Annotated in this window: 37 protein-coding genes; 3 read left to right on the forward strand and 34 right to left on the reverse strand. The window is 42.6% G+C overall.

Features of this window, described 5'->3' with window-relative positions; all coding sequences use genetic code 11:
• Positions 1-3: 3 nt before the first annotated feature.
• The 3 genes from FTT99_RS06780 to FTT99_RS06790 form a co-directional block, all read right to left on the reverse strand.
• Positions 4-1,086: a hypothetical protein gene (locus tag FTT99_RS06780; protein WP_180123908.1), complete on the reverse strand. Its 1,083-nt coding sequence runs from the start codon at positions 1,084-1,086 to the stop codon at positions 4-6.
• A 519-nt stretch (positions 1,087-1,605) separates the two neighbouring features.
• Positions 1,606-1,992 carry a hypothetical protein gene (locus tag FTT99_RS06785; RefSeq protein WP_078189263.1) on the reverse strand — a complete coding sequence of 129 codons (387 nt, stop codon included), beginning with the start codon at positions 1,990-1,992 and terminating at the stop codon, positions 1,606-1,608.
• A complete protein-coding gene (locus FTT99_RS06790) occupies positions 1,985-2,242 on the reverse strand; it encodes a succinate dehydrogenase assembly factor 2 (RefSeq protein ID WP_078189264.1) in 258 nt (85 codons plus the stop codon). The genes FTT99_RS06785 and FTT99_RS06790 overlap by 8 nt, the downstream gene beginning before the upstream one ends.
• 181 nt (positions 2,243-2,423) lie before the next feature.
• On the opposite strand from FTT99_RS06790, the gene FTT99_RS06795 reads away from it, so the two are divergent.
• Positions 2,424-3,596 (forward strand): acyl-CoA dehydrogenase family protein, encoded by a 1,173-nt coding sequence (locus tag FTT99_RS06795; RefSeq protein WP_168379120.1) that lies wholly within the window; start codon positions 2,424-2,426, stop codon positions 3,594-3,596.
• Between the two features lie 44 nt (positions 3,597-3,640).
• Here FTT99_RS06795 and FTT99_RS06800 read toward each other — a convergent pair whose 3' ends face one another.
• The 31 genes from FTT99_RS06800 to FTT99_RS06950 form a co-directional block, all read right to left on the reverse strand.
• Positions 3,641-4,438, reverse strand: coding sequence for an alpha/beta fold hydrolase (locus FTT99_RS06800; protein ID WP_373684574.1), 798 nt, complete (start codon positions 4,436-4,438; stop codon positions 3,641-3,643).
• A 133-nt stretch (positions 4,439-4,571) separates the two neighbouring features.
• On the reverse strand, positions 4,572-6,062 hold the full coding sequence (locus tag FTT99_RS06805; protein ID WP_180130599.1) for an NAD(P)/FAD-dependent oxidoreductase: 1,491 nt from the start codon (positions 6,060-6,062) through the stop codon (positions 4,572-4,574).
• A 216-nt stretch (positions 6,063-6,278) separates the two neighbouring features.
• Positions 6,279-6,644, reverse strand: a complete 366-nt coding sequence (rplQ, locus tag FTT99_RS06810; RefSeq protein WP_005012953.1) for a 50S ribosomal protein L17 — start codon at positions 6,642-6,644, stop codon at positions 6,279-6,281.
• A gap of 18 nt (positions 6,645-6,662) precedes the next feature.
• The gene (locus FTT99_RS06815; RefSeq protein ID WP_004650465.1) at positions 6,663-7,670 is read right to left on the reverse strand and encodes a DNA-directed RNA polymerase subunit alpha; all 1,008 of its coding nucleotides are present in this window, start codon (positions 7,668-7,670) and stop codon (positions 6,663-6,665) included.
• A gap of 17 nt (positions 7,671-7,687) precedes the next feature.
• Positions 7,688-8,314, reverse strand: a complete 627-nt coding sequence (gene rpsD, locus FTT99_RS06820; RefSeq protein WP_078192454.1) for a 30S ribosomal protein S4 — start codon at positions 8,312-8,314, stop codon at positions 7,688-7,690.
• Positions 8,315-8,326: 12 nt separating this feature from the next.
• A complete protein-coding gene (gene rpsK, locus FTT99_RS06825; protein WP_001040166.1) occupies positions 8,327-8,713 on the reverse strand; it encodes a 30S ribosomal protein S11 in 387 nt (128 codons plus the stop codon).
• A gap of 19 nt (positions 8,714-8,732) precedes the next feature.
• Complete coding sequence (gene rpsM / locus FTT99_RS06830; RefSeq protein ID WP_078189269.1) at positions 8,733-9,089, reverse strand: 30S ribosomal protein S13; 357 nt, start codon at positions 9,087-9,089, stop codon at positions 8,733-8,735.
• Positions 9,090-9,196: 107 nt separating this feature from the next.
• Complete coding sequence (gene rpmJ / locus FTT99_RS06835) at positions 9,197-9,313, reverse strand: 50S ribosomal protein L36 (RefSeq protein WP_000867907.1); 117 nt, start codon at positions 9,311-9,313, stop codon at positions 9,197-9,199.
• A 20-nt stretch (positions 9,314-9,333) separates the two neighbouring features.
• Positions 9,334-10,653, reverse strand: coding sequence for a preprotein translocase subunit SecY (gene secY / locus FTT99_RS06840; protein ID WP_171263746.1), 1,320 nt, complete (start codon positions 10,651-10,653; stop codon positions 9,334-9,336).
• Positions 10,654-10,698: 45 nt separating this feature from the next.
• Complete coding sequence (gene rplO / locus FTT99_RS06845) at positions 10,699-11,139, reverse strand: 50S ribosomal protein L15 (RefSeq protein WP_078189271.1); 441 nt, start codon at positions 11,137-11,139, stop codon at positions 10,699-10,701.
• A gap of 3 nt (positions 11,140-11,142) precedes the next feature.
• Complete coding sequence (gene rpmD / locus FTT99_RS06850) at positions 11,143-11,319, reverse strand: 50S ribosomal protein L30 (RefSeq protein WP_005012961.1); 177 nt, start codon at positions 11,317-11,319, stop codon at positions 11,143-11,145.
• A 6-nt stretch (positions 11,320-11,325) separates the two neighbouring features.
• Positions 11,326-11,823, reverse strand: a complete 498-nt coding sequence (gene rpsE / locus FTT99_RS06855) for a 30S ribosomal protein S5 (RefSeq protein WP_067762902.1) — start codon at positions 11,821-11,823, stop codon at positions 11,326-11,328.
• A 2-nt stretch (positions 11,824-11,825) separates the two neighbouring features.
• A complete protein-coding gene (gene rplR / locus FTT99_RS06860) occupies positions 11,826-12,176 on the reverse strand; it encodes a 50S ribosomal protein L18 (RefSeq protein WP_067762903.1) in 351 nt (116 codons plus the stop codon).
• A 14-nt stretch (positions 12,177-12,190) separates the two neighbouring features.
• Positions 12,191-12,724 (reverse strand): 50S ribosomal protein L6, encoded by a 534-nt coding sequence (gene rplF / locus FTT99_RS06865; RefSeq protein WP_078189272.1) that lies wholly within the window; start codon positions 12,722-12,724, stop codon positions 12,191-12,193.
• 13 nt (positions 12,725-12,737) lie between these two features.
• Positions 12,738-13,133: a 30S ribosomal protein S8 gene (gene rpsH / locus FTT99_RS06870; RefSeq protein WP_078189273.1), complete on the reverse strand. Its 396-nt coding sequence runs from the start codon at positions 13,131-13,133 to the stop codon at positions 12,738-12,740.
• 12 nt (positions 13,134-13,145) lie between these two features.
• Positions 13,146-13,451 (reverse strand): 30S ribosomal protein S14, encoded by a 306-nt coding sequence (gene rpsN / locus FTT99_RS06875; RefSeq protein WP_067762906.1) that lies wholly within the window; start codon positions 13,449-13,451, stop codon positions 13,146-13,148.
• A 9-nt stretch (positions 13,452-13,460) separates the two neighbouring features.
• The gene (gene rplE / locus FTT99_RS06880) at positions 13,461-13,997 is read right to left on the reverse strand and encodes a 50S ribosomal protein L5 (RefSeq protein WP_067762907.1); all 537 of its coding nucleotides are present in this window, start codon (positions 13,995-13,997) and stop codon (positions 13,461-13,463) included.
• A gap of 15 nt (positions 13,998-14,012) precedes the next feature.
• The gene (rplX, locus tag FTT99_RS06885) at positions 14,013-14,330 is read right to left on the reverse strand and encodes a 50S ribosomal protein L24 (protein WP_078189274.1); all 318 of its coding nucleotides are present in this window, start codon (positions 14,328-14,330) and stop codon (positions 14,013-14,015) included.
• A 9-nt stretch (positions 14,331-14,339) separates the two neighbouring features.
• Positions 14,340-14,708, reverse strand: coding sequence for a 50S ribosomal protein L14 (rplN, locus tag FTT99_RS06890; RefSeq protein WP_005012978.1), 369 nt, complete (start codon positions 14,706-14,708; stop codon positions 14,340-14,342).
• Between the two features lie 89 nt (positions 14,709-14,797).
• Positions 14,798-15,055, reverse strand: a complete 258-nt coding sequence (gene rpsQ, locus FTT99_RS06895) for a 30S ribosomal protein S17 (protein WP_078192456.1) — start codon at positions 15,053-15,055, stop codon at positions 14,798-14,800.
• Entirely contained in the window at positions 15,052-15,249 is a 198-nt protein-coding gene (gene rpmC, locus FTT99_RS06900) for a 50S ribosomal protein L29 (RefSeq protein ID WP_005012982.1), read from the reverse strand. Before rpmC ends, rpsQ begins: the two co-directional genes overlap by 4 nt.
• The gene (rplP, locus tag FTT99_RS06905; RefSeq protein WP_068909575.1) at positions 15,249-15,662 is read right to left on the reverse strand and encodes a 50S ribosomal protein L16; all 414 of its coding nucleotides are present in this window, start codon (positions 15,660-15,662) and stop codon (positions 15,249-15,251) included. The genes rpmC and rplP overlap by 1 nt, the downstream gene beginning before the upstream one ends.
• A gap of 3 nt (positions 15,663-15,665) precedes the next feature.
• Positions 15,666-16,418 carry a 30S ribosomal protein S3 gene (gene rpsC, locus FTT99_RS06910; protein WP_078189277.1) on the reverse strand — a complete coding sequence of 251 codons (753 nt, stop codon included), beginning with the start codon at positions 16,416-16,418 and terminating at the stop codon, positions 15,666-15,668.
• Position 16,419: 1 nt separating this feature from the next.
• Complete coding sequence (gene rplV, locus FTT99_RS06915; protein WP_035265103.1) at positions 16,420-16,749, reverse strand: 50S ribosomal protein L22; 330 nt, start codon at positions 16,747-16,749, stop codon at positions 16,420-16,422.
• A gap of 11 nt (positions 16,750-16,760) precedes the next feature.
• Positions 16,761-17,036: a 30S ribosomal protein S19 gene (gene rpsS, locus FTT99_RS06920; RefSeq protein ID WP_004281508.1), complete on the reverse strand. Its 276-nt coding sequence runs from the start codon at positions 17,034-17,036 to the stop codon at positions 16,761-16,763.
• Positions 17,037-17,055: 19 nt separating this feature from the next.
• A complete protein-coding gene (gene rplB / locus FTT99_RS06925) occupies positions 17,056-17,880 on the reverse strand; it encodes a 50S ribosomal protein L2 (protein ID WP_078189278.1) in 825 nt (274 codons plus the stop codon).
• A gap of 11 nt (positions 17,881-17,891) precedes the next feature.
• Positions 17,892-18,212 carry a 50S ribosomal protein L23 gene (rplW, locus tag FTT99_RS06930; protein ID WP_005012992.1) on the reverse strand — a complete coding sequence of 107 codons (321 nt, stop codon included), beginning with the start codon at positions 18,210-18,212 and terminating at the stop codon, positions 17,892-17,894.
• Positions 18,209-18,811, reverse strand: a complete 603-nt coding sequence (gene rplD / locus FTT99_RS06935; RefSeq protein ID WP_078189279.1) for a 50S ribosomal protein L4 — start codon at positions 18,809-18,811, stop codon at positions 18,209-18,211. Before rplD ends, rplW begins: the two co-directional genes overlap by 4 nt.
• A gap of 11 nt (positions 18,812-18,822) precedes the next feature.
• On the reverse strand, positions 18,823-19,461 hold the full coding sequence (gene rplC, locus FTT99_RS06940; RefSeq protein WP_078189280.1) for a 50S ribosomal protein L3: 639 nt from the start codon (positions 19,459-19,461) through the stop codon (positions 18,823-18,825).
• 59 nt (positions 19,462-19,520) lie between these two features.
• Positions 19,521-19,832, reverse strand: a complete 312-nt coding sequence (rpsJ, locus tag FTT99_RS06945; protein WP_000070912.1) for a 30S ribosomal protein S10 — start codon at positions 19,830-19,832, stop codon at positions 19,521-19,523.
• 268 nt (positions 19,833-20,100) lie between these two features.
• Positions 20,101-20,838: a type 1 glutamine amidotransferase gene (locus tag FTT99_RS06950; protein WP_180130602.1), complete on the reverse strand. Its 738-nt coding sequence runs from the start codon at positions 20,836-20,838 to the stop codon at positions 20,101-20,103.
• Positions 20,839-20,996: 158 nt separating this feature from the next.
• On the opposite strand from FTT99_RS06950, the gene FTT99_RS06955 reads away from it, so the two are divergent.
• Together FTT99_RS06955 and FTT99_RS06960 are read left to right on the forward strand one after the other, a co-directional pair.
• Positions 20,997-22,199, forward strand: coding sequence for a PLP-dependent transferase (locus FTT99_RS06955; protein ID WP_180130605.1), 1,203 nt, complete (start codon positions 20,997-20,999; stop codon positions 22,197-22,199).
• A 14-nt stretch (positions 22,200-22,213) separates the two neighbouring features.
• Positions 22,214-23,797, forward strand: coding sequence for a helicase HerA-like domain-containing protein (locus FTT99_RS06960; protein WP_180130607.1), 1,584 nt, complete (start codon positions 22,214-22,216; stop codon positions 23,795-23,797).
• Positions 23,798-23,879: the final 82 nt, after the last annotated feature.

Here is a 23,879-nt window from a genome sequence, read left to right on the forward strand (position 1 = left end):
TTATTAATTTGTTGCAGCGCCACTCGTTTCTGTAGCACCACTGGTTTCAGCATCGCCACTAAATAAATCATCGAGTTCTGAACTATTGGCACTTTCATCCCAGAAATGTTCCATACCATCATCGCCGGTACGAACGCCTGTATGTTCAGTCCAATAGCGATCTGAAATCCCTTTCACCATGCTTTCAGCCATACTATCGATGAGCTTAAATTGTGGATTAACAGGTTTTTCATCGCTACGCGCTTGTGCAAAGGTACGTAAGGCATCACGGATTTTCGCATCATCGCCACTGGCTTGTGCAGCAACTGCATATAACGCATGTGACAGTCTTACGCCTTTTTGCTCACCAATTTGCGCGGATTGTTTTAAGGTCTGGTATGGATCAGGTTTTCCATCTCCTGCACCCGGCAATAACGTCCAGATCACAGCGCGGGTTGCATTTGGTGCGCCCCAGAATTTTTCATTATTCAGACAAACCATACCGCGTTCAACGATGGCAGCAATGTCTTTAGGAACGTTTACCGCCCCACCTGAGTTAATATCATTGGTCATGGCCTGTAAGCCACTTAACATTCCCAACATATACACTGTTTGGTCAATGTCACTGTTCATTTTTGGACAGCCTTCACCTAGACTTTTCTTATACTTCTTTTCAAAACGATCTTGAAATAATTGATAGCCGGTATATTGACGCTGTGCCGCAAGTGCCGCCCAACGTTTTTGCTCAACACGGGCATCTTGTGCTTCTGTCACTTGGTTGGCTTTAGATGCACGTAAATAGCGTAACTCTGCATCTAAGGCTTTTTGTTCTGCACATATTCCTGCTGCTGAATACATCAACACTGCCACACGTGTTGGGTCTGCGCCCATATCTTTAGTGGCCATAATGGCTGGGGTTAATGAATTACCTGAATTACACACCATTTCAGCATCTTCCATGGCTAAAATTGGTGGCACAATATGTTTTTCGGTAAATCCGAGTGCAACATTAGCACCGGTTTTTACAACCTGCGAACAACCCGCGAATAATGTACTTGTTATTGCTACAACTGCCACACCCTGGCATATTTTTTGGACGCTCGACATTTTCCTGTCCTCTATAATTGTGTTTATGTCCATCACGACAAACATATCAGAAGCAAAAAATGAATAAAAGAGTATTTGCTCTAATTTGAACGACCCACTGTGCCACGAATCAAGCTGAATGCAATTGACTGATTTTTTACAAAGACTAAATTTTAGGCAAAAAAAAGTAGCATAGCGACGGTTCGGCACATGCTACTTATTAACTGTGAAAGCGTTTGACTGCTTATTTTTGAGTTAACTGTTCCTTCAGCACTGTTCCTAGTCGTCCTATAACAATTGCTAACACAATCGCTATTACCAGAAACATCCAAGTTGGCATCATCATGATGATTTCCTTTAACGGCTGTTGGTAAGGCTAATATATAGGCAGAGAATCACCGCACAGCTTAAAATTGTCAGACAATTTAAATATTTTGCCAATAAAATCCAATCCTGTCAGACAAGATCATTTTAACCACAACACAAGGTAATGAAATATTTACATTTTATAGAATTTTAAAAATACAGGCTGTCTAACAATTAGATCATTTTGGCCAATACTTTGAGTGATTTCCACTGTTTCAATGACAATTGATCGCGCCAAATAATCACCGGTTTTGCACGCGCATGCATAAAATACACCACGATATACATTTGATGATCCAAAATATGGCTAATTTGAACGCGTTGCACTGGGCGGTTCAGTCGTTGCAAAGACCAATCAGTTCCATCCAAATAATCTAGACTGGTGACGTGTAAATGCTTACGGAAAAACAGAACATAAACCACTAGCCCGATGAGGAAAAATATCCCCCAAAGCATGGGTGTTAGTAACTGATAAAGCAGCGTCATCAATACCGCAAAAATAAAAAACTGAAACGCATGCGATAAAAAACTGCGTTTCAGTTTGAATTGCCGATTATCCATGAACGTAATGTTTTAATTTTTGAATAAACGTTTTTAATTCAGGACGTGGCGGTTCACTAACTTCCATAAACCAATCCAACAAATCTGGATCTTCTGCAGCAACGAGTTCTGCAAACATGTCTTTTTCAGCTGCATCGGCTTGTAAATAGTAATTTTTGACGTAGGGATCAAAATAAACATCAATCTCTTTTAAACCACGACGTGCACGGTAGATCACTTTACGCTCTTCTAAGCTGATTTCATCAGTCATTGTCTTCCCCAATCGTTGAACCCGTCTAGTGTAACTCATCCACCCCATTGAAGTGGAGTGTTTTCAAAGATTGACCGAATCCTTCATCGCAATTCTTGCTTTTGAATGTTCTGCACATTGTAGTCACACGCTGCATCTTATAAGTTGAGACAAAGCCATAAAAATGAATAGGATATTCAAAATGCAATCTGGAGCGATTCGCCCACTCAATAACATGCTGCCACGTCAATTATTTAATGCAGAACATGATGCATTTCGTGAAACAGTACGAAAATTTTATGAAAAAGAAGTTGTGCCCAATATCGAAAAATATGAAAAACAACAACATGTTGACCGTGACTTATGGAATAAAGCCGGTGCCATGGGCTTGCTTTGCCCGACCATGCCCGAAGCTTATGGCGGCTATGGTGTAGACCGACTCTATAGCATGATTCTGATTGAAGAGCAGGCCTATGCTATGGACTCCTCTACCGGCTTTTCACTGCACTCCGACATTGTGGCCAATTACATTCATAACTTTGGCAATGAAGAACAAAAGTTGCATTGGCTGCCGAAAATGGCATCTGGCGAAACCGTGACTGCCATTGCAATGACCGAACCGGGCACAGGTTCAGACCTACAAGCCGTACGCACAACCGCTACAGAAGATGGTGATGACTATATTATTAATGGGTCAAAAATCTTTATCACCAATGGCTATTTATGTGACATGGCGATTGTGGTCTGCAAGACAGGTAATAGTGAAAAAGGTTCAGCCAATTTATCGCTAATTATCGTCGAAGCAGATCGCGTCGGTTTTAGTAAAGGCAAACCTTTAAACAAAATTGGCATGAAAGGTCAGGATACCTGTGAACTGTTTTTTGATAATGTCCGCGTCCCTAAAAGCAACTTACTCGGCATGCAAGGTATGGGCTTTATGATGCTGATGAAGGAATTGGCTTGGGAGCGCATGTTGGTTGCGATTATTTGTCAAGCCGGTGCAGAAGCAGCCTTTGCGCACACAGTTCAATACACCAAAGAACGTAAGGCATTTGGCAAGACCGTATCAAGTTTCCAAAACACTCGTTTTAAATTGGCAGAACTACGTACTGAGATCGATTTTTGTCGAGCTTATCTAGATCGCTGTATGGAACTACAACTTGAGGAACAGCTCGGTATTGACGCTGCAGCCGCTGCTAAATACAAAATTTCAGAAATGTTTTCCAAAGTTGTGGATGAATGTCTGCAATTGCATGGTGGCTATGGCTATATGCTTGAATATCCAATTGCACGGGCTTATATCGACAATCGAGCCAATCGTATTTATGCAGGTACCAATGAAATTATGAAAGAGCTGATTTCCCGCTCTTTATAACAACAAAGCCCATCATCTGATGGGCTTTTTTCATTCTTTCGATATCAACTTAAATCATTCACAAAATCACAGATCAGTGCAGTGACCAATGCGGGTTGCTCTTTATGCGGCATGTGATGAAGCCCTTCCAAAATCTCTAGTTCAGCATCACCTTGTATACCCGAAAAAAGTTTCTGAGCTTGTGCTGTCGTCCCGTATTCATCAAGTTCTCCGTGAATAACCAAGCTCGGACACTGTACTTTTCCAACATAATGCTCGAGGTTCCATTGACGAAAACTCGGTGAGAGCCACGTTTCAGTCCAAGCATCCAAAACCCATTGGGCTTTATCCCCATGATATTTAGCCAAGCGTTCAAGTTGTCCCAGCTGCGCAAACCCTGTTTTAGCTTCACGTATACCCGATAATGTCAGTTCTTCCACTTCATACTGTGCTGCTATGGAGATCAGACCTCGACATTGTTCAGTATATTCACTGGCAATCACAACAGACATTCCCCCACCGACACTATGCCCCATCACAATAAACTGTTGAATGGAATAATGTTGAAGAAGCGCCTTAAAGCCCTGCTGTGCTTCGGCATAGACAAAATCAGTACTTAATACATCAGGATTTGCTGACGAACGACCAAAACCCAACCGATCATAAGCAATGACCTTTCTGCCAGACGCAGAAGCCAATTGCGCAGGAAAATCACGCCACAAATCCACACTCCCCAGTGAATCATGCATCAATATAATCGGGGCCAAAGTTACATCTTTATCTGCTGTTTCAGGCTGCCAAGCTTGGGTATATAGCTCATAATCATTTAATTTTATAAATTCTGAATGTTCTTGAATATTCACATTAACCCTGTGTGCTTTTCCTTATTTTCAACATGATATATTTTTCAACAAATAAAGCGCATCAAATAAAACCCTAAAGTCACTCATCTAAAGCAAAAAAAAGGAGCATGATGCTCCTTTTTCTATAACTGCCTTAAGAAACTAATCTGGGTTTAGCCGCCACTTGATCTGACTTTTTTTCAAATTTCAGCACTCCATCTTCAAATGAAGCATACTTTAATTCTTTACGATCTGCCAAATAGTTATTGCTGACTTTCCACGGTGCATGTTTACCCTGTTTTGGCATCACATCTGCTGCACGTGCAATATAGCCTGAGGTCAAACTGCCCATCACCGTATCTTCTAACAACTCGGTCGCATCACCTTGAGGAATCACTTGGTTGTAACCATTTTGATCCATATAGTTAATCAATTTACAGATGTATTCAGAAGCGATATCAACTTTTAATGTCCATGAAGCATTAATATAGCCAATAATCATCGCCATATTGGGTACATCACTGACCATAACACCACGATATAACATATGTTTAGAGGTATTCAGTGGTTCTCCATCAATTGTGGCACTGATCCCGCCTAAAATTTGAATGTTGAGACCTGTAGCAGAAATTACTACATCTGCATCAAGATGTTTACCTGATTTCAATTGAATGCCATTTTCAGTAAAACTTTCAATTTGATCAGTTTCAACAGATGCACGGCCTTCACGTAAAATTTTAAACAAATCACCATCTGGCACCACACAAAGGCGCTGATCCCAAGGATTATAATCTGGGGTAAAGTGCTTCATATCCACTTTACCTTTCAACTGCAACTCAATTGATTTTAATAAAAACTTACGGAGTAATTTAGGTTGCTTTTGTGCAACAGCATAAACAGCCCGTTGGACACCGATATTTCGTGCACGGGTCAGTTTATAAGCAACATCTTCAGGCAATACTTTACGCATCTTGTCATAAATGATGTCAATAGAAGGTACTGAGGCAATATAGGTTGGAGAACGCTGTAGCATGGTCACATGCCCAGCACCGCCTTTTGCCATAGCTGGTACCAATGTAATCGCTGTTGCTCCACTGCCAATAATCACCACTTTTTTGCCTGCATAATTAAAATTTTCAGGCCAATGTTGTGGATGAATGAAGGTACCTTTAAAGTTTTCCTGCCCTTTAAACTCAGGTTGGAACCCTTGGTCATAATTATAATAACCCGTACAGCCAAAGACGAAATTTGCAACCCAGGTTTGTTGCTTCTTCTTCGCATCTTCAATAACAACAGACCATTTACGAGTTTGTGAGTCGTAATTTGCACTCACAACACGATGTTGAAAATGAATTTTTTCTTTGATTTTATATTCATCAATCACTTCAGATAGGTAGCCTTTAATTGAAGGCCCGTCTGCAAGCACACTAGATTTTTTCCACGGCTTAAAATTAAAGCCAAAAGTTGACATGTCCGAATCAGAACGAATACCCGGATATTTAAATAGATCCCATGTTCCACCGAAACTTTCACGACGTTCAATAATTTCAAATGAACGATTTGGACAATTTTTTGAAAGATGCGCAGCCAAACCTACACCGGAAATCCCTGCACCTACAATGAGAATATCAACTTGTTTTTCCATGTTGTTCTTTTAACCTATCTTAGATTTATATTTATTAAATCACATTTTTGACAATGCACAATGTCAAGTTTAAGCAAAAGGCGTTTTATTTTTATCTTTTAAGGACAAATTGAATTATTGTCTAACAATATACAGCCAATACAAAATTTCAGACATTAAAAAAGGTCGGTTAAAAACCGACCTTTTTTAGAACAACGTACGCTGCTCTTCACGAAATTAGTTAACTTCGCGATCTACTAGCTCAACGTAAGCCATCGGTGCAGCATCACCTGCACGGAAGCCCGCTTTAAGAACACGTAGATAACCGCCGTTACGTTCTTTGTAACGAGGGCCAAGAACGGTAAATAATTTACCAACAGTTGCAGCTGAACGAGTACGAGCAAACGCTAAACGACGGTTTGCTACAGAATCGACTTTAGCTAAAGTGATTAAAGGCTCAGCAACACGACGTAATTCTTTTGCTTTAGGAACAGTAGTTTTAATTAACTCGTGTTCGAACAAAGAATTAGCCATGTTTTGGAACATCGCTTTACGATGACTGCTTGTACGGCCTAATTTCACACCACTATTACGATGACGCATGGTGATAGTCCTACTTAATTAACGGCTACGATAAGCAAAGCGATCGTCCATGCGGAGGCTAGCCGGTGGCCAGTTCTCTAAACGCATGCCCAATTGCAAGCCTTTCGATGCCAGAACATCTTTAATCTCAGTCAACGATTTTTTACCTAAGTTAGGAGTTTTAAGCAACTCAACTTCAGTACGTTGAACAAGATCGCCAATGTAGTAAATATTTTCTGCTTTCAAACAGTTAGCAGAACGAACAGTAAGCTCTAGATCATCTACTGGACGAAGCAAAATCGGATCAACTTCTTCACGAGGCTCTTGAGCAACTGGTGCTTGATCTTTCTGAAGATCAACAAAAATTGCAATTTGTTGTTGCAAGATTGTTGCCGCTTTGCGGATAGCTTCTTCAGGATCAACAGTACCGTTGGTTTCAAGATCAATGATCAGTTTATCAAGGTCAGTACGTTGTTCTACACGAGCGTTTTCCACTGTGTAAGACACACGTTTGATTGGGCTGTAAGAAGCATCTAATTGCAAACGACCCACTGGGCGAGTTTCGCCCTCAGGGAAGCGTGAATCAGAAGTCTCATAACCACGACCTTGAGAAACTTTCAGGCGCATTTTTAATGAGCCAGAAGCACTTAAAGTACCGATCAAATGTTCAGGGTTAACCACTTCAACATTGTGTGGTAAACGTAGGTCAGCGGCTGTAACGTCGCCAGGACCTTGTTTTTCCAATGTCAGATAAGCTTCATTTTGATCGAACAGCTTAATAGACAATCCTTTTAGGTTCAGCAAGAGCTCGACGATGTCCTGCTGCAAGCCTTCCAAAGTACTGTACTCGTGCTCGACACCTTCAATCTCTACTTCAACCACGGCTGCGCCAGGTAAAGAAGACAAAAGGATACGACGTAAAGCATTACCAAGAGTATGACCAAAGCCACGCTCTAATGGTTCTAGAATAACTTTTGCCGAGGTCCCGCTTGCCGCTTCGACCTTAATCGCTTGCGGAGTTAGAAACTCATTTGCAGTACGCGTCATTATTGCTACCTCAAGGATTATTTAGAATACAATTCTACAATCAAGCTTTCGTTGATTTCAGCAGGTAAATCAGAGCGATCTGGTGCAGCTTTGAATGTACCTTCCAATTTAGAATGATCAATTTCAATCCAAGATGGAATGCCACGTTGAGTCGCTAACTCAACTGCGTTTTTGATACGCAATTGTTGTTTAGCGCCTTCGTGAACTGCAACAACGTCACCAGCTTTAACTTGGATAGACGCGATATTAACACGACGACCATTTAAAGTGATTGAACGGTGAGATACAAGCTGACGAGCTTCTGCACGTGTAGAACCAAAACCCATACGATAAACAACGTTATCTAGACGGCTTTCAAGAAGTTTCAACAAGTTTTCACCTGTTGCGCCTTTAACACGAGCAGCTTCTTTGTAGTAGTTACTAAATTGACGCTCTAAAACACCGTACATACGACGTACTTTTTGTTTTTCACGTAATTGTAGTGAGTACTCAGATTGTTTGCCGCCACGAGCGCCACCATGTTGGCCAGGTGCTTTAGCAGCTTTTTTTGTTTTGACGTCAAATGGTTTAACGCCAGATTTTAATTGCAGGTCTGTCCCTTCGCGGCGAGAGAGTTTGCATTTTGGACCAATATAACGAGCCATGAATGTTTCTCCTTACACGCGACGTTTTTTAGGTGGACGGCAACCGTTGTGCGGGATTGGCGTCACATCGGTAATGCTGTTAATTTTATAACCCACTGCACCTAAAGCACGAACCGCAGATTCACGACCTGGACCAGGACCTTTTACAAGGACGTCCAAGTTTTTCAAACCGTAATCTAAAGCAGCTTTACCAGCAACCTCAGCAGCTACCTGAGCAGCAAACGGAGTTGATTTACGTGATCCACGGAAGCCTTGTCCACCAGAGGTAGCCCAAGCCAGTGCATTACCTTGACGATCGGTAATAGTCACAATGGTGTTATTAAAAGAAGCGTGAATGTGTGCAACACCTTCAGAGACGGTACGAGTGACCTTCTTGCGTGTGCGAGTATCTTTAGCCATCTTTTAGCTTCCAGAAATCTTATTTCTTAATAGGTTTGCGCGGACCTTTACGGGTACGTGCGTTAGTTTTGGTGCGTTGACCACGGACAGGCAAGCTGCGACGATGACGAAGACCGCGGTAGCAGCCTAAATCCATTAAACGTTTAATGTTCATGGAAATTTCGCGACGTAAATCACCTTCGGTAGGAACCTTAGTAACTTCTGCACGAATCGCATCAAGCTGAGCGTCATCTAATTCACGAATTTTAGTTGTTGGTGCAATACCAGCAGCAGCTAAGATAGCTTTTGCAGTGTGGCGACCAATACCAAAAATGTACGTTAGAGAGATAACAGCATGCTTGTTATCCGGAATGTTTACACCGGCAATACGAGCCATTCAATTTTCTCCAAAAAGGCAGTTAAGATAATCAACCGCCCGACAAAATCTTTGAGGGGCGGATAATAACCTAATTAGCCTACTGAAATCAACAGGTCTTGATCAGATTAACCTTGACGCTGCTTATGACGAGGTTCTGCGCTGCAAATTACGCGAATAACCCCATTACGACGGATAACTTTACAGCTACCACAAATTTTCTTTACAGAAGCTTGAACTTTCATAATGAAACCTCTAAGTGCGCTTATCCTTTCGGATGAGCAGTCGTTTTACGCATTAACGATTGATTGTCATATTGATGCGATGTGAGATGAGCTTGAAGCTGAGCCATAAAGTCCATCACCACCACCACTACGATCAGTAAAGACGTACCACCTAAGCTAAATGGAATACCAAATGAACTTTGTAGAATCATCGGCATTAAACAGATGATTGTGATATAAACCGCGCCAATAAAAGTCAAACGATTCAAAATATGATCTAAATAGCGTGCAGTTTGCTCACCAGGACGAATACCCGGTACATAAGCACCACTACGTTTTAAATTCTCTGACACTTCTTTCGGGCTAAATACTAGCGCAGTATAGAAGTAACAGAAGAAGATAATTAATGCGCCAAATAGCACCAAATACATCGGTTGACCCGGCGACAATACGAGTGCCAAATCTTGTAGGCCACGTTTAATCACGCCAGCATTTGGATCTGCGCTGCCTACCCATTGCCCTAAGCTCGCTGGGAACAATAGCAATGAACTAGCAAAAATTGCAGGAATCACACCCGCCATATTAATTTTTAATGGCAAATGTGTTTGCTGGGCAGTAAATACACGACGACCTTGTTGTTTTTGAGCATAGTTTACCGGAATACGACGCTGCGCCTTCTCAATAAACACAATTGCTGCTAACACTGCAACAGACAGCAATGCAAAAATTGCAAGACCAATTAAACTTGATTGGCCATTATCTACTGAGGTTAAAGATTGCAGAACCAAGTTCGGCAAACCAGCAACAATACCAGCGAAGATGATCATGGAAATACCATTCCCTACTCCACGCTCTGTAATTTGCTCACCTAACCACATCAGGAACATTGTACCTGCAACTAAAGAAGTTACAGCAGGAACGTAAAAAGCAAGTCCACTAGTCAAAGTAATATTTTGACTAATCAGACCTGCACACATCCCAACAGCTTGCACAAGTGCAAGAAACAATGTGCCTTGTCGCGTATATTGATTGATCTTACGCTTACCTTGTTCGCCTTCTTTCTTTAAAGCTTCCAGCGAAGGAACAACCGTAGACATTAACTGCACAATAATCGATGCAGAGATATACGGCATAATCCCAAGAGCAAGAATTGACATACGCTCTAATGCACCACCTGAGAACATGTTAAACAAACCAAGGATCGTACCTTGGTTTGCATTAAACAGATTCTCTAGTGCGGCATTGTTAATGCCCGGTACTGGAATATGTGCTCCCAGTCGAAAAACCAACAACGCCCCGATGAGGAACATCATACGGCGGATAATTTCACGATATTTCACATGAAAAGGCTGGCCTTTCATCATGTTAACATGACCTGTCGAACTAGGAGTCATAGACACTGGGGATTACTCCTCGACTTTACCGCCAGCAGCTTCAACAGCAGCTTTAGCGCCTTTAGTCAATGCAACACCTTGAACAGTGAACGCACGAGTAATTTCACCAGAAAGTACGATACGTGCACGTAACATATCTTTACGTACAACGTTAGCAGCTTTTAAAGTTTCAAGAGACACGATGTCGCCTTCAACTTTAGCGAGTTCTGATAAACGTACTTCAGCAGTTTTCAAAGCCATTTGGCTAGTGAAACCGAATTTAGGTAAACGACGATATAACGCAGTTTGACCACCTTCGAAACCAGGACGTGTACCACCGCTCTTACGTGAGTTTTGACCTTTGACACCACGGCCACCAGTCTTACCTACGCCAGAACCGATACCACGGCCTAAACGTAGGTTGTCACGCTTAGCACCTTCTGCAGGTGCAATTGTATTTAAACGCAGAGTCATGGCTTATTCCTCTACACTAACCATATAGTAAACTTGGTTGATCATACCACGGTTAGAAGGCGTATCTTGCACTTCAACTGTATGACCAATACGACGCAGACCTAAACCTTTAAGGCTAAGCTTGTGATTTTTCAAGCGATGCGATGAAGATTTAGTCTGGGTAACTTTAATCGTTTTCATGATTGATTACCCTTGAATTTGTGCTACTGATAAACCACGTTTCGCAGCAACTTTCTCAGGAGAAGTCATATCACGCAAACCGTTAAAAGTTGCGTTTACTACGTTAGCAGCGTTAGTAGAACCATAACACTTAGTTAATACGTTACGTACACCTACAGCTTCTAAAACTGCACGCATAGCGCCACCAGCAATTACACCAGTACCTTCAGAAGCAGGTTGCATGTAAACGCGGCTTGCACCGTGACGAGCATTGATAGGGTGCTGAACAGTACCGTCAACAAGGTCAACAGTAATCATGTTGCGACGAGCAGCTTCAAGTGCTTTAGAAATAGCAGCTGGAACTTCACGTGCTTTACCACGACCAAAACCTACGCGACCATTACCATCACCCACAACAGTTAATGCTGTGAAAGAGAAGATACGACCACCCTTAACAACTTTGGCTACACGATCAACGGCAACCAGCTTTTCAACAAGACCTTCGTTTTGTTCAACTTTAGCCATGATTAGAACTCCAAGCCGTTTTCACGAGCAGCATCAGCCAAGGCTTTGATACGACCATGATATTTGAAACCAGAACGGTCAAATGCAACTTTAGTTACACCAGCCGCTTTAGCACGTTCTGCAATTAAAGCACCAACTTTCTGAGCCGATTCAACGTTACCAGTAGTACCAGCACGTAAAGTAGCATCTAAAGTAGAAGCTTGCGCTAATACTTTGCCACCATCTGCAGAGATAACTTGAGCATAGATGTGACGCGGAGTGCGGTTTACACACAAACGAGTCGCACCCAATGCACGGATGTGCAAGCGTGTGCTTTTCGCACGACGCAAACGGGATTGTTTCTTTTCGTTCATAAGAACCTCGCGCCTTATTTCTTCTTAGCTTCTTTACGAAGTACAACTTCGTCAGAATAACGAACACCTTTACCTTTATAAGGCTCTGGCGGACGGTAACCACGGATTTCTGCAGCAACTTGACCTAATTTAGCTTTATCAGCTGATTTAAGTACAATTTCAGTTGCAGTAGGAGTTTCTGCAGTTACACCTTCAGGAAGGTTGTAATCGATCGGGTGAGAGAAACCAAGGTTAAGGTTAACAATGTTACCTTTAACCGCAGCTTTATAACCAACACCGATAAGCTGTAACTTACGTTCGAAACCTTCGTTAACACCTTTTACAAGGTTGTTAAGCACAGCGCGAGCAGTACCAGCCTGCATCCAAGCATCTTTAGATTCAGCTTTAGGAGCAATAACTAGAGTACCGTCTTCCTGTTTTAGCTCGACCAGCGCATGCAGGTTGAAAGACAATGTACCTTTGCTGCCTTTCACTTCGACCTGCCGGCCGTTCTGAGTAACTGTAACACCGTTAGGTACAGTTACTGGGGCTTTAGCCACACGAGACATGAGGAATCACCTATTAAGAAACAAAAGCAATAACTTCACCACCGATACCTGCAGCACGTGCAGCGCGATCAGTCATGATGCCTTTGCTTGTAGAAACAATTGCAATACCTAAACCTTGCTTAACGCTAGGAAGTGCATCTTTACCGCGATATTGACGTAGACCTGGACGGCTTACGCGTTTCACAGTATCAATAACTGGTTTGCCTTCGAAATATTTTAAAGTAATCGTTAAAGTCGCTTTGCCTTCATTATCAGCAACAGCTACATCAGCGATATAACCTTCTTGTTGAAGTACGTTAGCAATCGCAACTTTCAACTTTGAGTTTGGCATAGAAACAGTTTGTTTCTTTGCCATTTGTGCGTTACGAACACGTGTTAGCATGTCGGCAACGGTATCTTGCATACTCATTTATAGTGCTCCTTACCAGCTTGCCTTAACAACGCCCGGTACATCACCTTGCATTACTGTTTCACGTAATTTGTTACGGCTTAAACCGAACTTACGGAAGTAACCATGAGGACGACCAGTTAAACCACAACGGTTACGTAGACGTACTGGAGACGCATTACGTGGTAATGCTTGAAATTTCATCATCGCTTCGAAACGTTCTTCGTCTGATGCATTTACGTTTGCGATAATTGCTTTTAATTCAGCACGTTTCGCAGCGTATTTAGCAACAGTAGCTTCGCGTTTCAATTCGCGATTAATCATACCTTTCTTAGCCATATCGACCTCTTATTTGAACGGGAAGCCGAATGCACGCATAAGCGCACGGCCTTCGTCATCGGTGCGAGCAGTCGTAGTGATGGTAATGTCCATACCACGAATACGATCAATCTTATCAAAATCGATTTCAGGGAACATGATTTGTTCCTTAAGACCCATTGAGTAGTTACCACGACCATCAAATGATTTCGCAGAGAAACCACGGAAGTCACGGATACGAGGGATCGCGATAGAGATCAAACGGTCTAAGAATTCGTACATACGTTCGCCACGTAAAGTAACTTTACAGCCGATCGGCCAACCATCACGGATTTTGAAACCAGCGATAGATTTACGAGCTAAAGTAAGTACTGGTTTTTGACCAGCAATTGCTTGCATATCAGAAAGAGCGCCATCTAACAATTTCTTGTCAGCTGATGCAGCACCAACACCCATGTTGATGGTAATTTTTGTAATGCGAGGGATATCCATCACATTCTTAACGCCCAATGTTTCTTTTAATTGAGCCTTAAGTTCGTCGTTGTAACGCGTTTTAAGTCTGGCCATTGCCTAGTCAACCTATTACTTCGCTACCGCCACTGATTCACCATTAGATTTGAATACGCGAGTTTTCACGCCTTCAATCACTTGGTAACCAACACGGTCAGCCTTTTGGGTTGTAGCATTAAAAATTGCCACGTTAGAGATATGAAGCTCAGCTTCTTGAGTTACGATGCCGCCTTCAGCGCCAGTAGCTCGGTTAGGCTTTTGATGCTTCGTTACCAAGTTAAGGCCTTCAACCTTAACACGGTCATTTGAAACAGACAAAACAGTACCTTGTTTGCCTTTTTCTTTACCTGCGATCACAATTACTTGATCGCCCTTTTTAATCTTAGCCATGAGTGCCTCTTATAGAACTTCAGGAGCCAATGAAATAATTTTCATGAACTGTTCAGTACGAAGTTCACGAGTCACTGGTCCGAAAATACGAGTTGCAATCGGCGCTTTGTTGTTGTTCAAAATAACAGCTGCGTTATCATCGAAACGAATAACTGAACCATCTGCACGACGGATGCCGAATTTTGTACGTACAACTACAGCATTCATCACGTCACCTTTTTTAACACGTGCGCGTGGAATAGCTTCTTTTACAGTAACTTTAATAATGTCGCCAACAGAAGCATAACGACGATGTGAACCACCAAGTACTTTAATACATTGTACGCGGCGAGCACCACTGTTGTCTGCTACGTCGAGCATACTTTCGGTTTGAATCATTGCCCTACTCCAAAACCGAGCATCACCGGTCGCAATTTCGAAAGGCTCAAAGAGTACTCGAAATTGACCGATGATGCAAGAACGTTTAATTACTCAGCAGCAGCTTCAACAACTTCAACTAAAGTCCAAGACTTAGTTTTAGACATTGGGCGGCTTTCTTTGATGCTTACTACGTCGCCAACTTTAGCAACATTGTTTTCATCATGAGCGTGTAATTTAGTTGAACGGCGGATTAATTTGCCATACAACGGGTGTTGAACGCGGCGTTCGATAAGAACAACGATAGACTTGTCCATCTTGTCGCTAACTACTTTACCGGTTAACGTGCGAACTGTTTGTTCACTCATTGTCCGTTCCCCTGTTTTTCGGTAAGGAGGGTCTTAATACGAGCAATTGTCTTACGAGTAAGCGCAACTTCGTGCGATTTACCCAATTGACCAGTTGCTTTCGCCATACGAAGACGGAATTGGTTAAGCTGTTGCTCATCAAGCAAAGCTGTCAACTCTTCTACCGACTTTTCACGTAGATCATTAGTTTTCATTACATTACCGTCCGAGTCACGATAGTGGTTTTAAACGGAAGTTTTGCAGCAGCAAGCGTAAACGCTTCGCGAGCAAGTTCTTCGTTAACACCATCAATTTCGTACAAGACTTTACCTGGTTTGATTTGGCAAACCCAGTATTCCACAGAACCTTTACCTTTACCCATACGAACTTCTAATGGTTTTTCAGTAATTGGTTTGTCTGGGAAAACACGGATAAAGATCTTACCACCACGTTTAATACGACGGCTGATTGTACGACGCGCTGCTTCAATTTGACGTGCTGTCATTTGACCACGTTCAACTGATTTAAGTGCAATAGTACCAAAAGATACTGAGCTACCGCGATGTGCTAGACCAGTGTTACGGCCTTTTTGCACTTTACGGAATTTAGTACGTTTAGGTTGTAACATGGATTATTCTCCTTTTTCAGCAGAACGATCATTGCGACGACCACGACGCTCTTGACCTTCACCACGACCACGGCCACGTTTAGCTGGACGTTCTTCAGCTGGAGCTGGGTTCATGACTTGTTTCATGCCGCCCAAGATCTCACCACGGAAGATCCATACTTTAACGCCGATCGTACCGTAAGTAGTCTCAGCACGCATAGTAGCATAGTCGATGTCAGCACGAAGAGTATGAAGAGGTACACGACCTTCACGATACCATTCAGTACGAGCAATCTCAGCACCACCTAGACGGCCTGAAACTTCCACTTTGATACCTTTAGCACCAGCACGCATAGAGTTTTGAACCGCACGCTTCATAGCACGACGGAACATTACACGTTTTTCTAATTGAGAAGCGATTGCTTCAGCAACTAAACGAGCGTCTAAATCTGGGCGATCGATTTCGTTGATACTTACTTGCGCAGGAACACCCATAATGGCTGTTAATTCGCGTTGTAATTTCTCAATGTCTTCGCCTTTTTTACCGATCACGATACCAGGACGTGCAGTGCTAATAGTTACTTTAGCTGCGCCTGTAGGGCGTTCGATAAGAATATTGCTTACCATCGCATTCTTAAGTTTTTTAGTTAAAAACTCACGAACTTGAAGATCTTTTAGCAAATATTCAGCATATTGTTTCGGATTCGCATACCAGTTAGCGTTATGACGTTTCACAACACCTAGGCGGATACCGATTGGATGAACCTTCTGACCCATATCAAACCCCTACCTTAACGGTAATGTGACAAGTACGCTTAGTAATACGATCTGCACGGCCTTTAGCACGTGGCAAAATACGTTTCAGGCTCATGCCTTCATCAACGTAGATCGTAGAAACTTTAAGGTCGTCTACATCTAAACTGTTATTGTGTTCAGCGTTTGCAATCGCAGATTCCAATGCTTTTTTAACTAAAACTGCAGCTTTTTTGTTGCTGAAGTTTAAGATATTCAAAGCATGCGCAACAGATTTGCCGCGAATTAGGTCTGCAACCAAACGTGCTTTTTGTGCCGAGATAGCGGCACCGCGTAATTTAGCAGTTACTTCCATCATAGCACCTATTAACGTTTAGACTTCTTGTCAACACCGTGACCACGATAGGTACGAGTTGGCGCGAATTCACCTAATTTATGACCAACCATATGCTCAGATACAATCACTGGAACATGGTTACGGCCATTGTGTACAGAAATTGTTAGACCAACAAAATCCGGTAAGATCATCGAACGACGCGACCAAGTTTTGATCGGCTTACGGTTATTAGCCGCGATAGCCGCTTCAACCTTAGCGAACAAGTGCGCATCGACGAATGGGCCTTTTTTCAGAGAACGAGGCATTGTCAGATTCCTTTACTTGTTACTTAACGCGACGGTCGCGAATGATCATCTTAGTCGTACGCTTGTTGGTACGTGTTTTGTACCCTTTAGCTTTTTGACCCCATGGACTTACAGGTTGAATACCTTTGTTACGTCCTTCACCACCACCATGTGGATGGTCTACTGGGTTCATCGCCATACCACGTACGGTAGGACGAACGCCACGCCAGCGTGATGCACCTGCTTTACCAAGTGAACGAAGGTTGCTTTCTGAGTTAGAAACTTCACCTAACACAGCACGGCATTCAACGTGTACTTTACGCATTTCGCCTGAACGAAGACGAATGATAGCGTAAGAACCGTCACGACCCAACAATTGAGCAGATGTACCAGCAGAACGTACTAATTGTGCGCCTTTACCGATTTTAAGCTCGATGTTGTGAAGAGTAGAACCGATAGGCATGTTGCGAAGTGGCAAGCAGTTACCTGGACGGATTGGAGCATCGTTACCAGACTGAACTTGATCACCAGCGCGAAGGCCTTTAGGTGCAATAATATAGCGACGTTCACCGTCAGCATATTTCAATAAAGCAATATGAGCTGTACGGTTTGGATCGTATTCAATACGCTCAACTACAGCTGGGATGCTGTCTTTGTTACGTTTGAAGTCTACGATACGGTAGTGCTGTTTATGACCACCACCAACGTGACGAGTTGTAATGTGACCGTTGTTATTACGACCGCCAGTACGTTTTTTAGCTTCAACCAACGGAGCATATGGCGCGCCTTTGTGAAGGTGGTTATGAACCACTTTCTCTACAAAGCGACGTCCTGGAGACGTTGGCTTACATTTTTGAATCGGCATAATTTTCGTCCTTATTCCGCTGCGTTTTCAGCGGTATCGCCCAAGTCAGCCATTTCAACATCTTGGCCAGCTTTCAGGGTGACGTATGCTTTTTTAACATCAGAACGACGTCCTAATGTTTTACCAAAGCGTTTAGTCTTACCTTTAGTGATCGTTGTGTTAACTTTAACAACTTGAACACCAAATAGTTGCTCAACGGCTTTTTTGATTTCAAGTTTGTTTGCATCTAGTGCAACTTTGAACACTTGAACACCAGCAGTTTCGCCTAAAACTTGTGCTTTTTCTGAGAATACAGGTCCTTGTAGGACTTGATAGATACGTTCGTTGTTCATCCGAGTTCTACCTCAATTTTCTTAGCAGCAGCAACAGACATAACAACTTTATCGAACGCGATCAAGCTAACAGGATCGATTGCAGCAGCATCAACCACATCAACGTGTGGAATGTTGCGAGCAGCAAGATACAAGTTCTCATCAACAGCATCTGTAACGATTAATGCACGAGGTGCATTCAAGTCGTTAAGTTTTGCAAGCAATTCTTTAGTTTTTGGAGCTGCAACAGCAATCTCTTCAACTAAAACAAGGCGATCTTGACGAACAAGCTCAGCCAGGATGCATTGCATAGCACCGCGATACATTTTACGGTTTACTTTTTGAGACCAGTCTTGTGGACGAGCAGCAAAAGTTTTACCACCGCCAACCCAGATTGGGCTACGAATAGAACCAGCACGAGCGCGGCCAGTACCTTTTTGACGGAAAGGTTTTTTACCACCGCCAGAAACGTCAGCACGTGATTTTTGCGCTTTAGAACCTTGACGACCACCAGCTAAGTAAGCTGTAACAACTTGGTGTACAAGAGCTTCGTTAAAATCACGACCAAACGCAACTTCAGATAACTCAACAGCAGAGCCGGAAACAGTATTTAAATTCACGTTATTTCCCCTCAGGCCTTGATAGTAGGACGAACAGTAACGTCGCCACCAGTAGCACCAGGAACCGCGCCTTTAACAACTAGAACTGAACGTTCTGCGTCGATAGCAACGATTTCAAGACCCTGTGTAGTTACACGTTCAGCACCTAAGTGACCAGGCATTTTTTTGCCTTTGAACACGCGACCAGGAGTCTGGTTTTGACCTGTAGAACCGATAACACGGTGAGATACAGAGTTACCATGTGTAGCGTCTTGAGTACGGAAGTTCCAACGCTTAACACCACCTTGGAAACCTTTACCTTTAGATGTACCAGTAACGTCAACAATTTGACCCACTGTGAACACATCTACACCGATAGTTCCGCCAACTTCACGACCTTCAAGATCAGCTTCTGTAGCGCGAAATTCTTGAACTAGACGACCAGCAGCAACACCAGCTTTCGCAAAGTGACCTTTCTGAGCATTAGTTACGCGAGATTCGCGACGTTCACCAGTAGTGATTTGAATCGCTTGATAACCATCAGTTTCAAGCGTTTTGATTTGTGTGATGCGGTTAGGATCAACCTCAATCACTGTTACAGGTACAGAAACACCAGCATCTGTAAAGATACGTGTCATACCGCACTTGCGACCGACTAAACCAATAGCCATGTGCATAAACCTCTAAAAAAGCGGCCTAATTAACTTAGAGCGTTAATTAACCGAAAGCCTTAACCCAAAGCGATCTGAACATCAACACCAGCTGCAAGATCTAACTTCATCAATGCATCAACAGTTTTATCTGTAGGTTGAACGATGTCGATCAAACGTTTGTAAGTGCGGATCTCGTATTGGTCACGCGCATCTTTGTTAACGTGTGGTGATGTTAAAACGTTAAAACGTTCGATACGTGTAGGCATCGGGATTGGACCACAAACTTGTGCACCAGTACGTTTTGCTGTTTCTACGATTTCTTGAGCTGATTGATCAATTAAACGATGATCAAAAGACTTAAGACGGATACGAATTCTCTGGTTAGACATACCAGTTAACTCCAAGCCAAATATATAAAGAATCACCCTTGACGCATCTCACCCCACTTTAAAAGAGGCAAGTGTCAAGAGCAGTGAAATATCACTAAGGTCACGATCGATGCCGTGACTGTCACGATGTTAACTACTTTATTCGTAGCTAACCCCCTTCATCAAAGGGTCGCCCATTATAGCTATTGTTTAATGCATAAGCAAATCCCTTTTGCTGTTTTTCTTATATTTTTCATTTTTTATGCAAGATCAATTGCTTAACTTTTAATCAACAGGCATTTTTTCTTAATACATACTCTATTGCTTGGTTTAGTATTTGATTTCCCTCAATAAATTTGTTTTTTGCGCTTTTCCGCAGATCATGTACTGGCTGTACATGTGTTCCTGAAAAAAATGCCACCTCTTCATCATTTTCCAAAAATAAATCGAGTACTTCAGGGGTAATTTCAGGATGAAATTGAAAGCCCAAAACATTTTGTCCAATTTGATACATTTGATTACGACATGCATCATTTTCCGCCAGTAATACCGCTCCTTTGGGAATTTCAAATGTTTCACTGTGCCACTGCATGACTTTAAACTCTTCCGGTAGTTTGAAACAGCCATGCGGTACGTTAGCGACCTTACGGATGGTCGTCCAACCCAACTCTTGTTGTGCATTTCGACTCACCGCACCACCCAAAGCATTAGCAATCAATTGCCCACCTAAACAAAGCCCGATTGCGGGTTTACCGAGGGCTAAATAGCGTCGCAGCCAACGCTTTTCTATTTTTAACCATGGGAAATTTGCCTCATCATTTACGCTCATGGTTCCACCCATAATGATAAGTAAATCGACATCTTCAACATGCGGCAAAGCTTCGAGATCTAAGGCTTGATCGACCGGTAATGCAAAGAATTCTGTGGCCGTAATTTTGGCCTGATGCTGTTTTAAAAATTCATAACAACTGCCGAACCCTTCGCCAGCAATATGCTGAAAATAATGTACTTTTAAATGCGACTTCATGCGCTAAACCTATTGTTGTTGCTCTGATATCGGTTTTGCAAGAATGAAGCCAACTTTGCTTTTCACTTAATTTTCTATACAAAAGCATCGTAAATCCATGCGTTTTAGTCTTATTCTTTTGATCATTCATTATTATTTTGATCATTTCAGAGCGCCACGTGAAAAAGAATCCTCAAACCGAACTCATTCATGCACCAAGAAAGGCACCGCAATACATCAATAGTGTTCAACCTCCCCTGTTTCGTGCATCCACTATAATTTTCGAAAATACAGATGCGCTTTATAATCGCCATTGGACTGATGATTATGACTATAGCTATGGCACACATGGTACCCCCACGACATTCACCCTAGGTGATCAGCTTGCTCAGATTGAAGGTGGCTTGTATCACTTACTGGCACCAAGCGGTTTATCTGCAATTAATTTGGTCAATTCATGTTTTTTAAGTCAAGGGGATGAAGTTTGGGTCGCAGATAATATCTATGGCCCAAATATGGAACATTTACGCAATTTAGAAACCCGCTATGGCATCGTGGTCAAGGTTTATAACCCTATTGATGTCGATTCATTTAGCCCTTCAGCGCAAACCAAGCTTATCTGGTTAGAAGCTGCGGGTTCTGTCACTTTAGAGTTTCCAGATTTAGTCGGCTTGGTCAAAAAAGCTCAAGCGCAGAACATTCTCACTGCACTGGACAATACGTGGGGCGCAGGACTTGCCTTTAATGCTTTTGATTTTAGTGCTGAGCATCTGGGTGTCGATATCAGTGTGCATGCCTTGACCAAATACCCAAGTGGCGGTGGCGATATTTTAATGGGCTCGGTAATTACACGAGATAAAAAGCTTCATCACAAACTGTTTCGTGCGCACGCCATTCAAGGCATTAGCATCTCTGGTGATGATGCCGCGCAAATACAACGCAGTCTGGCTTCTATGCGCCTGCGCTATGAACACCAGTCACAAAGTGCTTTAACTTTATTAAATTGGCTAAAACAACAGCCAGCCTTTGTACAGGTTTTACATCCTGCTGATGAAGCTTCCGCAGGACATCAGTATTGGAAAGAAATTTGTACAGAACAACACAGTGCCGGTTTGGTCAGCGTGATATTTAATGAAAAATATAGTTTGCAAGATGTACGCCGCTTTTGCGATGCGCTGAAACTATTTAAGCTCGGTTTTAGCTGGGGTGGCCCAGTCAGTTTAGTCATGCTATATAACTTAAAAGATATGCGTATACTCGAACATTCACACATTCAAGCTGGCTTACTTGTTCGCTTTTGTATAGGACTAGAACATCCTGCAGATTTAATACAAGATATAGATAACGCACTACAACATTTAAATAAACAGCAACTCGAATAAATACAGGAACATCTATGGGTACACCAATAATTATTGGCAAAAAAACACAAGACACCACACAAGATGTGGTGCTTTATTCACAATTTGCAAACCGCCATGGTTTAATTGCTGGAGCAACAGGCACTGGTAAGACGGTGACGTTGAAGGTGTTGGCAGAAAGTTTTTCTCGGCTGGGTGTACCTGTATTTTTAGCTGATGCCAAAGGGGATGTTTCTAGCCTTGCCAAAGCAGGTGAAAGCAATCCTAAGTTTGACGAACGAATTAAAATTTTAAATATCGAGAGCATTCCTTTTGCTGCCTCCCCTGTGGTGTTTTGGGATTTGTTTGGTGAACAAGGACATCCCATTCGCACCACCATTTCTGAAATTGGTCCACTGCTCCTTGCCCGAATTCTGAATTTAAACGACACGCAAGAAGGCGTGTTATCTGCGGTCTTTCGTATTGCCGATGATCAGGGCTTATTGCTCATCGACTTTAAAGACTTAAAAGCCATGATTAGCTACGTCAGTGAACATGCAGCTGAATTTAAAAATGAATATGGCAATTTATCGCCTGCAAGTTTAGGTGCAATTCAACGTAATTTGCTTGCCTTGGCAGATCAAGGCGGTGACAAGTTCTTTGGTGAGCCTGCGCTCAATATCATGGATTTCATTCAAACGGATGCACAAGGTCGTGGCAACATCAACCTGCTCGCAGCCGACAAGTTAATGAATACCCCTAAGCTCTATGCGACTTTCTTACTTTGGATGCTGTCAGAACTGTTTGAACAATTGCCCGAAGTTGGAGATATGGATAAACCCAAACTGGTGTTCTTCTTTGATGAAGCACATTTATTGTTTGATAATGCCAGCCCTGCTTTACAAGAAAAGATTGAGCAAGTGGTTCGTCTGATTCGCTCTAAAGGTGTCGGCATTTACTTTGTAACGCAAAATCCACTTGACCTACCTGAGAGTGTTTTAGGACAACTGGGTAACCGCGTTCAGCATGCGCTACGTGCATTTACCCCGAAAGATCAGAAAGCTGTTAAGACGGCAGCAGATACTTTTCGAACCAATCCTGCGTTTAAAGTCGATCAAGTGATTACGGAACTGGCTGTAGGTGAAGCATTAATTAGCTGTCTAGATGAGCAAGGCACACCCCAAATCGTTGAACGTGCTTGGGTGATGCCACCCTATTCTTCATTTAGTCCAATTGCTGTAGAAGAACGCAAAGCACTCATGGCAAATAGCGTTGTTGCAGGTGTGTATGACACCGAAGCAGACCGTGAAAGTGCCTATGAACTTTTGCAAAATAAAGTGGCGGAGCGCCAACAACAAGCCGTCCAAGCGGAACAAGATAAAATAGAAGCCAAAGAACAAGAAGCGTTGGCCAAACAACAAGCCAAAGAAGCAGATGCACTCGCCAAACAGCAAGCACGTGAACAAGAACGCCTTGCGCGCGAACAACAAAAAGAAGCTGAGCGTGCAGCCAAACAACGTGAAAAACTGATTCAAGACACGGTAGGAACTTTTGCAAAAAGTGCTGCACGCAGCTTGGGCGGGTCGACAGGTCAGAAAATCGTACGCGGTTTGCTAGGTTCACTGTTTGGTAAAAAATAATTCGCCATTTCGATTATCTATGCTTAATTTATGGGATATTTTAATATCCCATATTTTTTTTATGGTTTTATCAATGGGACAT

This window comes from Acinetobacter sp. YH12040 (assembly GCF_013420005.1).
GTDB lineage: Bacteria > Pseudomonadota > Gammaproteobacteria > Pseudomonadales > Moraxellaceae > Acinetobacter > Acinetobacter amyesii.